Below are 12,858 nucleotides of genomic sequence, written 5' to 3' on the forward strand. Positions count from 1 at the left end.
TCTTATACAGAATTTCAAATATTTTATCCTTAGTTGTATATATTTTTAACCATAGAAACTCATAATATTCGTAATTAACTCATTTAAAAAGCAATTTTATTAACTTCACACTATCTTATAATTAATTTATCACTCAAAATTGCATCGTAGCATCATTTTCCGTAGGCACGGAGAAAAATGTTCCTTTAAACCACATACTTGAAGGTATAGTATTGAAGAAATGATTTAAATAAAATTTTATAAATATTAGAGGGTAATTATTAAAAGACTTAGATGTTTCAATCTGTCTGAGCATCCAGCGAGTTATTGAAACTTCTTAGGCTTTTAATAATTACCCTCTTAGATTTATTAATTTTATTTAACATTTCAAAATACTATACCTTCAAGTACTTCCACTTTCCTTTGTTCATTCGTTTTAGGTACATAATAGACCGCGAACTAAAATCAAAGAATATTCCAACTGCTACTGCTGCCAAACCTATGCCAAGCCACTTATTAAGTACAAATGATGCAAGAATTCTGCAAACCCACAGCCCAACAAAAGATGTTATCATAACATACATTATATCACCTGCTGATTTAAGCGTTGCCGAACACAAATTCAATATTGCCATCAAAGGTTCAAGTACAGCAAAGGTTCTTATGAGTATAAGTGACTCATTTATTACAAGATTGTCTTTTGAATAAAGCATAGCAAGCTGTCTTGAAAATATAAGCATAAAAACTCCTATAATAAATCCAATTATAACAGCTATTTTAAGACTTTCATAAGCATAGTGTTCTGCCTTTTTATAGTCCCTTTCGCCAAGGCTTTGTCCAACAAGTGTCATGTTAGCTATAGCAAATCCAAATATAGGAAAGAAAGCAAGTGAATTTATATTCATCCCAACCTGAAAAGCTGCCATTGCTGTCGTTCCCATGCTTACAACAATAATTTCAAGAGCCAAAAATCCACCTTGAAGTACAGCTTGCTCAATAAAGCCAGGTATCCCTATGTTAGCTATTCTTTTCATAAGGCTAAGCTTCAATCTATAATTTTCTTTAAGAGTAAGTTTAAGTTTTAACCCCTTGTAATTATACAAAGCAAGTACTCTAATAGTTACTGCTATTATTCTAGATATAGTTACTGCCGCAGCAGAGCCTTCTACACCAAATCCATGTATTCCCATAAAAGCAATTCCAAACGTTAATGTATAATTTAAAAATATATTAATTACATTAACTATTCCTGTTATAACCATAGGAGTCTTTGTATCTCCTGCCCCCCTCATAGCCCCTGAAACAATTATATCAAGAACAAAAAAAGGAAGATTAAATACAATTATATGAAAATAACTTAATCCTACATTAAAAACTTTTATATCCGAGCCACTAAAGAAAACTTTAAGAATTTGCACTGAAAAGGTTCTTCCTACAATCGTCAAAATCACTCCAACAAATACAGCCATATACATAGATTGAATAAGTGCTCTTTTAGCCTCAGCTTTATTGTTCTCTCCAATAAGCCTTGCAATTATAACAGTAGTTCCTATTGCAAGCCCTGAAAAAACAGTTTGCAAAAAGCCAACTAGCATATTATCCATACCGACCGCTGCTACAGCTTCCGTTCCAATTCTACCCATAAATATTGTAGATACCATACCAACCATCATTTCAAGCATCTGTTCTAATATAGATGGCCATGCTAATTTGATTATTTCTTTATCCGATTTCTTGTCTAATTTAAATGTTAATTTTTTCATCCCTTTATCCATTTCTTAATATATTTTTATCGCATGTTTTATCACATAATTATATAATAACTCAACATAGAACTCTTGTCATCTAATTTTTTAACAAATAGCTGCGTTTTTTGACACATTTATTTATATTCAGGCTTTTTATTAACATATCAATATATTCTACCCGTTTTTTATAATAATTGTTTGTTTTTGAAGTAATCTTATAGTTATATCCATACTCATACTTTGTTTGATTTGCTTAAAAGTACTTATCTTTTTTGCTTCATCAATTAATCTAATCTTATCCTTTACATTAAGTTCCTTAAATTCTGCACTTACTAATTCACAATAAATTTCATCAGCTTCCTGCTGCTTATCTATAAAACTCTTTTCATTTTCTGACATTCTAATGATTTCATTGTTCTTATAAGAAAACTCATAGGTTACCGGAGCATTAATATACTCAATACTTTCTGCACATCTAAAAGGAAGCTTTATCGTTAAATTTTTGGCTCTACCATTTAGTTCACAGCCTCTATGTCTAGTTTCTTCGCTGTATTCTATACTTTTAATTACAACTCCATCTAAGAAAAATCTATTAATTTGCGGGATTAGTTTACATCTTTTTATAATTGCCTTTCTTCTAATATCTATTATATTTATCACGTCTTTTGTAAAATTAACTGTATTTTTCAAATTTATGTCAACCGTAGTTTCAGCTATAACTACTGGAAGTCTGACAGCTGTAACTCCTAATTTCTTCCTATCGACTTCAGTTTGAAACTCTATTAATTGAGTATTATTTTCCACATCTACTTCTATTTTAGTGTTTTTTTTCTCTTCATCCTTTAATTTTATATGTTTATTCTTATGCCCCTTTCTATGCCTTTTCATATAATACCCTCAAAATATTGATTAAATCTCACTATATAAGATTTCAGAGGGCATTAAAAACCCTCTGAAATCTGAATGTACTTCTTGAAGACCTTTTAATAAAATCAATAGAGCAAAAAGCTCTATTGATTTTTAAAAATCCACTTTATTTTTTTCTCTTTATATCCCAAATAGTTCCATTCCAACTCTGACTTGGATAAAAGCCACCATCATTAAAATATCCCTTTTCGTCATATCCTTTTCCGTCGTATCCTTTTCCGTCATATCCTTTTCCATCATATCCTTTTCCGCCATATCCCTTTCCGTCATATCCCTTTCCGTCGTATCCTTTTCCGTCATATCCCTTTCCGTCATATCCCTTTCCGTCGTATCCTTTTCCGTCATATCCCTTTCCGTCGTATCCTTTTCCGTCGTATCCTTTTCCGTCATATCCTTTTCCGTCATATCCTTTTCCGTCGTATCCATAACCACTATATATCTGCTGTTTTTGAAGTAATTTTACTCCAAGGTATACTACAGATTTATCAATGAATTCATCAAATTCCTCTTCATTTGGGAAGCAGCCTATAGGTCTTCCTTTTTCATCTATATCAGCATCATATACCTCAGACCATTCAAGCTCTGGAAATACTGGTTCATTAAATCTTTCATAGCTTGCCCTGTCAGCTTCTCTTATATTTTTACCAATTCTCTTCTGATCATAATATCTCGCTACATCAGGCTGCTTATTTGGAAATACTCTTGGAAATCTTCCATTAAAGCATACTCTAGTAGCAACTTGAAATGGAACATGAACAGTAGCATCCTTTATTAGCCCACATATTCCAGAACAAGAGGTGCCTTCTTTAGATGCATATTCTATATTCTTTCTAATATATCCACTAATAAATACTTTGTCTGTTCCACCAATATATCTGGCCTGAGTTAAAAATACTTCTTTTTCTATTCTTTTAATCTCATAAGCAGGTTCATCCAATTTTATTTTAGACTCAACATCAATTTGAATAACAAATTCTGCAAGAACTACAGGAACTTTAAACATTCCTGGACGTATAGGCCAATTCTCTGCAAGTTCCAGTGTCTTTGATTTTACAACACTTGAATTGCATGCGTTTGTCTCAACATTTGCTCCACCAGTGTATTCCATTCTTTATCTTCTCCTTCATTTGAAAATAGAATATATAATTTATATTCTGCTATATAATATTCTTTAGAAAAAAAAATGAAACACTTTTTAGTGAATTTTTTTTAATACTCAATTTTTTATACATATAAAATTATCTCAATATAAAAATCTAAAAATTAAATAAAATTATATTTTAATGATGAAATAACCTTAATTTTGAAAATGCCATAACCATATCATATTCATTACATGCATCTATTACAACATCATCTCTTATAGACCCACCTGGCTGCACAATATACTTTACTCCACTTTTTGCAGCTCTATCAATATTATCTCTAAAAGGGAAAAATGCATCAGAACCTAATGATACTCCTTTAAGATTTGAAAGCCAATTTAACTTCTCTTCCTTTGACAACTTTTCTGGAACTTTTTCGAGTACATCTCCCCAATTTGCTGTTTCAGCTTCTGTAACATCATCTCTTAAATACTGATCAATAAAATTATCTTTTTCCGGTCTTGAAACTCCAGCTTTAAATGACAAATTTAAAACTGCTGGGTGCTGTCTTAAGTACCAAATATCTGCTTTCGACGCTGCCAATCTTGTGCAGTGAACTCTTGATTGCTGTCCTGCACCAACTCCAATCACCTGACCATCAATAACAAAACAAACCGAATTTGACTGAGTGTACTTTAAAGTAATCATAGAAATTAAAAGATCACGTTTTGCAGCTTCAGGTAAATTCTTATTGTTAGTAACTATATCATTAAGTAATTCTTCATTTATTTCAGCTTTGTTTCTCTTTTGCTCAAAGGTTATTCCGTATATTTCTCTTTTTTCTATTTCACCTGGTTCATAATCACTGTCTATTTTAATGATACAGTAATTTCCTCTCTTCTTGCTCTTTAATATTTCAAGTGCTTCTTCTTCATATCCTGGTGCAATTATTCCATCGGAAACAGATCTCTTTAAAATTTTTGCAGCTTTAACATCTACTACATCACTTATTGCTACAAAATCTCCATAGGAAGACATTCTATCTGCTCCTCTAGCTCTTGCATAAGCTGCTGCTACTGGTGATAGATCAATGTCCTCAACATCATAAGCCTTTTTAAGTACATCACTTAATGGAACTCCTACTGCCGCACCTGCTGGACTTACATGTTTAAAAGAAGCCGCTGCTGCAATTCCCGTTGCTCTTTTTAATTCCTTTACAAGTTGCCAGGAATTTAAGGCATCCATAAAATTAATATATCCTGGTTTACCATTTAAAACTTCAAAAGGTAAGTTTCCACTATTAGCATAAATTTTTGCTGGTTTTTGATGTGGATTGCATCCATATTTAAGAATAATTTCAGAGTTTTTCATTATTAATTCCTCCTAAAAATAAATAATTTAAACGCAAAAAAACTGGGTAAACATAAAAAAATATTAATGTTTACCCAGGCGGTCGATATATTCAAAAATCATGCTCCCTATGGTAAATTCCATTCTCCGCCAGTTGCATGATTTTATATGTTCAATTATAAAAATTATATAATATACGAATTATTTAGTCAAACATTGTTTTTATTCTTATAAAATAATATAATAGTAATACTTTATATTTTCTGATATTAAGGGAGGATTTGTAATGAAAAAAGCAGCAGTTGTTTTTAATGGTGGCACAATTTCTATGAAAATAGATCCTAAAATACATGCAGCAGTACCGGGTTTGTCCGGTGAAGATATAATGTCAATGGTTACTGGAATAGAAGAGTATGCTGATATTGAATCTTATAATTTTTCAAACGTACCAAGCCCTCACATGTCCCCAGAAGATATGATGTCTTTATCTTTATACGTAAAAGATTTATTAAAAAGGAATGATATTTCAGGAGTAGTTGTAACTCACGGAACAGATTCATTAGAGGAAACTGCGTATCTTCTTGACCTAACTATAAACTCTGAAAAACCTGTAGTTATAACAGGATCAATGAAATCAAGTTCGGAACTTGGTTACGATGGCCCTTCTAATCTATCTGCTTCTATATGTACAGCGGTTTCTGAGGAAGCAAAAAATTTTGGTGTTCTTGTCTGCCTAAACAGCGAACTGAACTGTGCAAATGAAGTTGTAAAAGCAAATTCAATGAGCTTAAACGCCTTTAGAACTCCTGGTTTTGGTCCTATAGGTATTGTTGATAACAATGAAATACTTTTCTATAGAAACCGTGTAGAGAAACAGTATATTGACACTAACAAAATAGAATCTAATGTTGACCTCATAAAATGCGCCTCAGGTATGGACTCAAACTTTATAGATTTTAGTATAAACCGAGGAGCCAAAGGAATTGTTATTGAAGCTATGGGAAGAGGAAATATTCCACCACTTATGGTAGATGGCGTTCAAAGAGCAATTTCAAGCGGTATTCCTGTTGTTTTAGTATCAAGATGCTTTGAAGGAAGAGCTTTAGACACATATGGATATCACGGCGGCGGAAAAGAACTTAAAAACATGGGAGTTATATTTGGAGACACTTTATCCGGTCAAAAAGCCAGAGTGAAGCTTATGGTTGCTCTTGGAAAAACTAATGACTTAAACTACATTAAAAATATCTTTGAGGAAGGTCATTATAAAGCATAAATCCTTATCCACATTGTTTTAAATATAGCTTTAATTTTAGGAGGTAATTATTTTGAATTTAAGAGAGAAAATTAAAAACATTCCTAAAACAGAACTTCACTGCCATATTGATGGAAGCTTAAGGCCTAGCACCATAATTGACCTTTTAAGAAAGAATAATCTTCCACTTCCTATTTCAAATCTAGATAAGGTGGAAGATTATTTTAAAATAAATGGGGATTGCAGCTCCTTAAAAGAATATCTAAGCAAATTTGATTTTCCAATTAAGGTCATGCAAAAAAAAGAAGAACTTTACAGGGTAACTTTTGAACTTCTAGAAGATGCAAAAAAAGATGGAATAAGCTATATTGAATTGAGATTTGCTCCTTACTTTCACACAGTCAAAGGTTTAAAACCAGAAGAAGTTGTTGAAGCTGTGCTATCTGCCATGAAAGATGCCGAAAACAAATTCAACATTTATTCTGGTCTTATTTTATGTGCTATGAGACATGAATCCTCCTCAAAGGCTATCGATGTAATTAATCTAGCAAAAAAATATATAAAAAGTGGAGTAGCTGCTGTAGACTTAGCAGGAAATGAAAGTGACTTTCCACCAGAAATTCATAGAGAGGCTTTTGACATTGCATATGAAACTGGCCTTAATATAACTATTCATGCAGGAGAAACCGGCATTTGTGAAAATATAATGAAATCAATAAATATACTTCATGCATCTAGAATAGGTCACGGCATTTTTTTTGCATATAAGAATCAAAAAACTCTAGATTATCTTGTACAAAATCAAATCCCTCTAGAAATGTGTCCTAAAAGCAATTTAGACACAAAAGCAGTAAAATCCTATAGGGATCATCCAATTAAAACCTATCTTGAAAATGGATTAAGAGTCACTCTAAATACTGATAACAGAACTGTTTCAAATATAAATTTAGTAGATGAATACATGAATCTTGTAAATATATTAGGATTTACAGAAAATCAAATATTTCAAATTATAAAAAACGGTATTTCATCATCCTTTTGCAGCGAAAATCTTAAAAATAAATTAATAAAGGAATTTAATAAAAGTTTATAATTTAAAGAGGTGTTAATTAATGGAAGTTGATAGTATGATTTTTGATTTAGATGGAACACTTTGGGATTCAATGGAAGGAGCTTTCATATCCTTGAAAGAAGTTTTAGCAAGCTATCCTAATGTAAAAAAGTTAATAACCCAAAAAGATCTTGAAAGATGCATGGGTCTCCAAATAGCTGACATAGGTAAAAAATTGTTTCCAGATTTATCACAAGATATACAAATGCAGATTATGAATGAATACTGTGAAACAGAACAAGTTTATCTTGGTGAGCATGGCGGGAAACTGTATCCAAATTTAGAGAAAACTCTAAAGGAACTCTCTAAGCATTACAAATTGTTTTTAGTAAGCAACTGTCATGATGGCTACATACAATGTTTCTTTAAAGCACATAAACTAGATAAATACTTTACTGATTTTGAATGTTCTGGAGTTACTGGATTATCAAAAGGAGAAAATAACAAGCTTATTATAAAAAGAAACAACTTAAAAAATCCAGTTTATGTCGGCGATACCATAGGTGATGCCGAATCTGCAAAAGTTGCAGGAATTCCATTTGTATATGCAAGATACGGTTTTGGACAAGTTGAAGAATATGATTACGTAATTGACAGCTTTAAAGAAATTTTAAAGTTAAACTTTTAAAATAATTTATTTGATTAAAAATTGACAAAGAATAACACTTCCCTTCAACTGTCCTTTGTCAATTTATGATTGTTATAAAACCTTTGCTGCATGTCTCTTCTATAAAAGCTTCACTTGTCTCTTTGTACTTACCTCCTGGTACTGTCCATTACTAAAAGACACCTATTCCAGTGTTCTTATAAAATCTGGATCTCCCTTAGAAAGATCTATATCTTTTATATGCTTTGGAACATTAAAGTTTGGGCTTCTCATTGAACCTCCAAGGGATTTTATTATTTTCTCAGCTTTTTCTTTATTTTTAGGATCGGCATCCACTATAACCTTGCAATTTATGTCTGCTATTTCTTCAAATCCTCCCATACCGCTTACCATAGGACTAGCTGCAAGCATAGGAGATCTATCCCTCTCACCTCTCGGCGCTCCTGTATTAAGCACTAAATCAGAATTAGTTGGGCTAGATAAAAGCTTACCATTGCTACCTTCCTTATTTCTATCTAACTGATAGTGATCATTTATATCTGTATATGCACTAATACCTTCTTGCTTCAATTTATCGACAACTTCATTTGCATTTTTTATTCCTCTAAAGAAAGCTTCAATTTTCATATTTTCCTCCTACAAAAATTTATAGTTTATTCATTATCTTTTGTTCTAGCAGCTTTTTATGCATCATTTGCTTTTTTGATATACATAAAGTTCCAGCAGCATTTAAACCTGCATAAAAAACATCTTCCACATTACTAATTTTATGAATTTTAAGCTGTTGTCTAAGCCATTTTTCATCATAATTAGTACTTTCTAAATTGCTATACATTATTTTACCGTCAATAATCATATCAACCATTAAACCATTATATTTTGTCTTAATGTTCAAATCTCCAGTTGTTACTGGCTGCTTATTTGGCTTTGGCAGCACTGTTAATTCTCCATCATTTTCTATAGCCGCAAGTGCTACATCATCTAAATTAAATATGTCCTTTTCTCTTAATAATGCCATCAACTTATTTATAGTAATACTTACTTTTTTAAAATTATAATCTAATAGTTTACCATTGCTTACAAGAATAACAGGCTCACCATCAACTAATTTTCTAAAATTAATGTTTTTAATATCTAAGTAATCGGTAATAACAACTAAAATAGTAATTATAATTGCTGAAATTGAAGCCAAAAACGGTGATTCATGAGAACCCAGAGATATTCTTGCTCCAATTGAACCTATAGTAACTCCAACCATAAAATCATAAAACGTTATTCTCGATATTAATTTTCTTCCAATGATCCTTGCTAAAATTAACAAAATAGTGTAAGCAACTATACCTCTAAGAATTGCTCCTATAATCTCTCTTATCATCATGTACTTCCTTATACAAATATTTTCATATTGGCTATTTTTAGATAAGCATTAATTTTTAAAGCAACAAATTGAGAAATGCTATAATTTTGACAAAAGCCACAAGTAAAATTACAACCAAAGCTTCCTACAGAAAAAATTTGAGTGTGAGGTTTAAAGTAGTAAAGAGGCTTCTTTTCTATAGGATCCAAGGCTGCGGAAGTAATCTCCCCATAGTTTATTGTAACAAGCTTTTCATAAAACATAGCTTCTTTCTTCATGCCATCACACTTCTTCCTTATGCCTAATTACTTTAAACTTTTCTATTGAATATTCTTCATAATGATCTATGCCAGCCTTATCTAAAGCTATTGATAGCTGTTCTTCTACTGTATTTACTCCTTCTAAATCAGGAAGCAGAAGTCCAGTTTTATCCTTGCTTCTTACAATAACACCATACTCTTTTGGATCCAATTCTTCTTTTGAAGCCGGCTTAGGTTCTGTTAAAACATCTACAGAAAAAACAATATCCATTAATTCTTCCTCTTCTACTTCATAAAATCTAGGATCATTTAATCCAGCTTCTATAGCATTGCGCTCAATTTCTTCAGCGATACTATTTGTTGTAGGAAATATAGTTCCAATACAGCCTCTAAGTTCTCCATGCTTTTTCAAAGATACAAATACACCTCTTTTTGTATTTTTCATCTCACCTGTAACATATTCTGGAAGTGCATTAATACTACTGCCAGTGCTTAAATATGTGGTAAGGCTTTCTCTTGCAAGTCTTACACATGGATCACTTTGATTTTTTCTCTTTTCATAGCTAGAAGTTCGAATTGCTTCTATTTTCTTAAGCTTTGGAGAATCCTCGGAAGAAACCTTAAAATTCATAACGCCATAGCCTACCCCAAAGGTCCCTTCATAGCTTAAAAGCTCTCCGCTAAACTTTTTTCCTTCCAGAGCACCTAATAAGATGGCAGTTGAACGCCTTCCACATTCACCGGCATTGCATATTGTCTCCTCATCTATGCTGAATACACCTTTAACATCTCCTTTTTGTAAAAGTCCAAGAAATTCCTTATCAAATTTTTCACCAAAAGGGCTGTATTCATAAGGACCATCTTCCTTTAGCTTATGTGATAAGTCTCCACTTGCTATAAAAGCAGCATTTTCGTTTAGTTCTTCCACAGCTTTATTAATTTCAATACCAAACTTATATAATTCAATATCACTTAAAGGAGCATAAGTAATATGTACAAGCTTATACCCCTTATAATATTTATTTATAAAATACAAGGGAACCATAGCACCATGATCCAAAAAAACAGATGCATTGTACTTCCTTAAAAGAGAATTTGAAACCATTACACTAGGTATTCCTTCATTATATACCAATTCATATATTTTGTTAGTAAGCTTCTTATCAATCTCCAGCTCCATAGAAACATTGTTAACCCCAAATTTCTCTAAGTCCCCATAAATTTTATCCTCATAGCTAAGAGCAACAGCATCCTGAAACATAACGCCATGAGGAGTTACAATTATAATGGTGCTTGGTGCTTTTTTTGCAATTTCTTTTGCAACCGTCTCAAAGCTTTTACTGGTAGCACTAATCTTTTTTTCTTCCCCTCTCCCAACCTCAGGAATTACTATAGGAGGGTGAGGAAGTAAATAGAAACCCTGTAAGCCCATAAAATCACCTCTAATATTTTTTATGTAACTTAGTTTTTCCTATTTTATAATATTAATGCTTACCCTTAGACATAAACTATTTCTTGTACTAAATCATCGGATAAAGGTTTTTCCAAAACAAATCTAATATATCTCCTTGATCTCTATTGTAAGCATTTATTGCTATAACAGCATTTTTTTCTGGCAATATGATTCCAAATTGTCCATTAAACTTTCTAGTTCAGAAGAGACTTTTTCTGGAACTGATTCTGGAAAGTAATCAATAACCTTATCATCAAGCTCTAACAAGCCTTCCTCCATAGCCATACCCACTGCTGCTGAAGTAAAGCTTTTACTAGCAGAATATTGATTCATACGCATCTTAGGTTCCCAGTCATATTCAGCAATTTTTTCTCCATCTTTTATTACAATTACCCAAGCAATGTAAACGTTGTCATATAATTATAACACACGAATTACCCTTTATATAAATAAACAACAATAAAAAGAACCCCCATAAATTGAGGATTCTCATGTTTAATGCCTAAATTTCTCCCAAAATCCAAATGCAACTATTACTTTGTTAAAATTTGAACTGGAGGATTTTATAATTATCACATAATCTCCATCTGGAGCTTCTATAAACTTTCCATCTTCTTCACTTACTAAAGTTGTTTTTGGATGTACTATTCTGTCATATACATTTACTCCATCTTTAGGAACTTCAGTTGTTGATTCTATATATCTAATATCCACTTCATTCCGCGGCAGAGGTCTTAACGCAGTATTAGTTGAAGAAATCTTACTTGATATCTTACTTGTTTCAGGGAAAGTAATGTTTAGCCAAACTTGTGCAGTTAAGTATTCATCTGAAAAATTTGAAATAGTAAATACATTTGCATACAGATTAACATTTGAGTCACGCGGATTTACCAAGCCTGCCCAGGCATTCATTCCATTGCCTACCTTTAAAGTTTCTGTTTGTCCTACAAAATACCTTCCCTGCATAGATTTAAATAAAGAAATTGGAATGTCAACTACCTGTTTTGGCCTAACAATTTTACCACTAGAAATATGATTCTTATTTTCATATAACATAAATATTTGTCTCCTAAATTCATTTTTCTTTCCATATATAATATTCATTAGAGCAAATTTATGTTATTTATACTAATTTCATATTTTTTACAATAATAATCATCATATATAATAAATTTTTTATTAATAGAACTGTACCCCTTACTTTTAAGAGCACAAATACGCTTTTTAGCTTCTGGAACAGCCTTGGTAAGTATAGTCTTAACATCAAAGGCTTCATAAAAAAATTCATTTGCTACTGCTAATATACTTTGTATTATATGCTCATCTTCATATTTGCTTTGAATATCTATTCTTAAAACACCATAATAGCCAAATTCATCATGAGCATGTTCACTATGAAACATTTCTACAGTTCCAATTATCTCTTTTGTGCTATTTAAAATTATTGTCCATCTTATAAATTGCCCGCTAGAATATGAATACTCCCAAAAATCAATTGCCTTCTCCATTTTAGCAATTGTATTGTAATAAAATTTATCTCCATTACAATTATCAGAATTAAATAATGGTACCGCTTTTTCATCTGAATAACATTTAAAAAGACCTTCTAAATCCTGTTTTCCAGTTTTTCTTAATGTAATTAATTCATTTTTATATGTTGGACATTCTTCATAAATATCTTTAACCATATTAACACTCCTATCTTCATTCTTATAAGAGTATAACA

Annotated in this window: 13 protein-coding genes, 1 pseudogene and 1 riboswitch; of the genes and pseudogenes, 3 read left to right on the plus strand and 11 right to left on the minus strand. The window is 31.6% G+C overall.

The window, feature by feature from the left end:
* Nucleotides 1-374: 374 nt before the first annotated feature.
* The 4 genes from AGR56_RS00250 to AGR56_RS00265 all read right to left on the minus strand — a co-directional run bounded on the left by AGR56_RS00250 (nt 375) and on the right by AGR56_RS00265 (nt 5,110).
* A complete protein-coding gene (locus AGR56_RS00250; RefSeq protein ID WP_053240668.1) occupies nt 375-1,742 on the minus strand; it encodes an MATE family efflux transporter in 1,368 nt (455 codons plus the stop codon).
* Nucleotides 1,743-1,901: 159 nt separating this feature from the next.
* Nucleotides 1,902-2,615: a hypothetical protein gene (locus AGR56_RS00255; protein WP_053240669.1), complete on the minus strand. Its 714-nt coding sequence runs from the start codon at nt 2,613-2,615 to the stop codon at nt 1,902-1,904.
* Nucleotides 2,616-2,760: 145 nt separating this feature from the next.
* A complete protein-coding gene (locus AGR56_RS00260) occupies nt 2,761-3,762 on the minus strand; it encodes a CsxC family protein (RefSeq protein WP_198149868.1) in 1,002 nt (333 codons plus the stop codon).
* Nucleotides 3,763-3,934: 172 nt separating this feature from the next.
* Entirely contained in the window at nt 3,935-5,110 is a 1,176-nt protein-coding gene (locus AGR56_RS00265) for a phosphoribosylaminoimidazolecarboxamide formyltransferase (protein WP_053240670.1), read from the minus strand.
* 65 nt (nt 5,111-5,175) lie between these two features.
* Nucleotides 5,176-5,257, minus strand: a riboswitch (ZMP/ZTP riboswitch).
* Between the two features lie 118 nt (nt 5,258-5,375).
* Between AGR56_RS00265 and AGR56_RS00270 the strand changes: the two genes are divergently transcribed.
* From AGR56_RS00270 to AGR56_RS00280, 3 genes are read left to right on the plus strand one after another with little or no spacing between them, the layout of a single operon-like run.
* Entirely contained in the window at nt 5,376-6,365 is a 990-nt protein-coding gene (locus tag AGR56_RS00270) for an asparaginase (protein ID WP_053240671.1), read from the plus strand.
* A gap of 52 nt (nt 6,366-6,417) precedes the next feature.
* A complete protein-coding gene (add, locus tag AGR56_RS00275; protein WP_053240672.1) occupies nt 6,418-7,437 on the plus strand; it encodes an adenosine deaminase in 1,020 nt (339 codons plus the stop codon).
* 19 nt (nt 7,438-7,456) lie between these two features.
* The gene (locus tag AGR56_RS00280; RefSeq protein ID WP_053240673.1) at nt 7,457-8,083 is read left to right on the plus strand and encodes an HAD family hydrolase; all 627 of its coding nucleotides are present in this window, start codon (nt 7,457-7,459) and stop codon (nt 8,081-8,083) included.
* 162 nt (nt 8,084-8,245) lie between these two features.
* Here the strand turns inward: AGR56_RS00280 and AGR56_RS00285 are convergent, their stop codons facing one another.
* The 7 genes and pseudogenes from AGR56_RS00285 to AGR56_RS00315 all read right to left on the minus strand — a co-directional run bounded on the left by AGR56_RS00285 (nt 8,246) and on the right by AGR56_RS00315 (nt 12,820).
* The gene (locus AGR56_RS00285) at nt 8,246-8,689 is read right to left on the minus strand and encodes a hypothetical protein (RefSeq protein ID WP_053240674.1); all 444 of its coding nucleotides are present in this window, start codon (nt 8,687-8,689) and stop codon (nt 8,246-8,248) included.
* Between the two features lie 19 nt (nt 8,690-8,708).
* Nucleotides 8,709-9,437 (minus strand): DUF421 domain-containing protein, encoded by a 729-nt coding sequence (locus tag AGR56_RS00290; protein ID WP_053240675.1) that lies wholly within the window; start codon nt 9,435-9,437, stop codon nt 8,709-8,711.
* A gap of 71 nt (nt 9,438-9,508) precedes the next feature.
* Nucleotides 9,509-9,697, minus strand: a pseudogene (locus AGR56_RS00295) (radical SAM protein); the annotation flags it as partial.
* A gap of 4 nt (nt 9,698-9,701) precedes the next feature.
* On the minus strand, nt 9,702-11,111 hold the full coding sequence (gene amrA / locus AGR56_RS00300; protein ID WP_053240677.1) for an AmmeMemoRadiSam system protein A: 1,410 nt from the start codon (nt 11,109-11,111) through the stop codon (nt 9,702-9,704).
* A 162-nt stretch (nt 11,112-11,273) separates the two neighbouring features.
* Nucleotides 11,274-11,534 carry a serine hydrolase gene (locus tag AGR56_RS00305; RefSeq protein WP_084756814.1) on the minus strand — a complete coding sequence of 87 codons (261 nt, stop codon included), beginning with the start codon at nt 11,532-11,534 and terminating at the stop codon, nt 11,274-11,276.
* Nucleotides 11,535-11,627: 93 nt separating this feature from the next.
* On the minus strand, nt 11,628-12,188 hold the full coding sequence (locus AGR56_RS00310) for a DUF6143 family protein (RefSeq protein WP_053240679.1): 561 nt from the start codon (nt 12,186-12,188) through the stop codon (nt 11,628-11,630).
* 47 nt (nt 12,189-12,235) lie between these two features.
* Nucleotides 12,236-12,820, minus strand: coding sequence for a GNAT family N-acetyltransferase (locus AGR56_RS00315; protein ID WP_053240680.1), 585 nt, complete (start codon nt 12,818-12,820; stop codon nt 12,236-12,238).
* Between the last annotated feature and the right edge of the window lie 38 nt (nt 12,821-12,858).

This window comes from Clostridium sp. DMHC 10 (genome assembly GCF_001270375.1).
GTDB lineage: Bacteria > Bacillota > Clostridia > Clostridiales > Clostridiaceae > Clostridium_S > Clostridium_S guangxiense.

Coding starts and splice junctions, on each gene's coding strand:
- AGR56_RS00285 (WP_053240674.1), bottom strand. CDS start 8,689: ATGAAAATTGAAGCTTTCTTTAGAGGAATAAAAAATGCAAATGAAGTT.
- AGR56_RS00265 (WP_053240670.1), bottom strand. CDS start 5,110: ATGAAAAACTCTGAAATTATTCTTAAATATGGATGCAATCCACATCAA.
- AGR56_RS00270 (WP_053240671.1), top strand. CDS start 5,376: ATGAAAAAAGCAGCAGTTGTTTTTAATGGTGGCACAATTTCTATGAAA.
- AGR56_RS00290 (WP_053240675.1), bottom strand. CDS start 9,437: ATGATAAGAGAGATTATAGGAGCAATTCTTAGAGGTATAGTTGCTTAC.
- AGR56_RS00255 (WP_053240669.1), bottom strand. CDS start 2,615: ATGAAAAGGCATAGAAAGGGGCATAAGAATAAACATATAAAATTAAAG.
- AGR56_RS00280 (WP_053240673.1), top strand. CDS start 7,457: ATGGAAGTTGATAGTATGATTTTTGATTTAGATGGAACACTTTGGGAT.
- AGR56_RS00260 (WP_198149868.1), bottom strand. CDS start 3,762: ATGGAATACACTGGTGGAGCAAATGTTGAGACAAACGCATGCAATTCA.
- amrA (WP_053240677.1), bottom strand. CDS start 11,111: ATGGGCTTACAGGGTTTCTATTTACTTCCTCACCCTCCTATAGTAATT.
- AGR56_RS00310 (WP_053240679.1), bottom strand. CDS start 12,188: ATGTTATATGAAAATAAGAATCATATTTCTAGTGGTAAAATTGTTAGG.
- AGR56_RS00250 (WP_053240668.1), bottom strand. CDS start 1,742: ATGAAAAAATTAACATTTAAATTAGACAAGAAATCGGATAAAGAAATA.
- AGR56_RS00315 (WP_053240680.1), bottom strand. CDS start 12,820: ATGGTTAAAGATATTTATGAAGAATGTCCAACATATAAAAATGAATTA.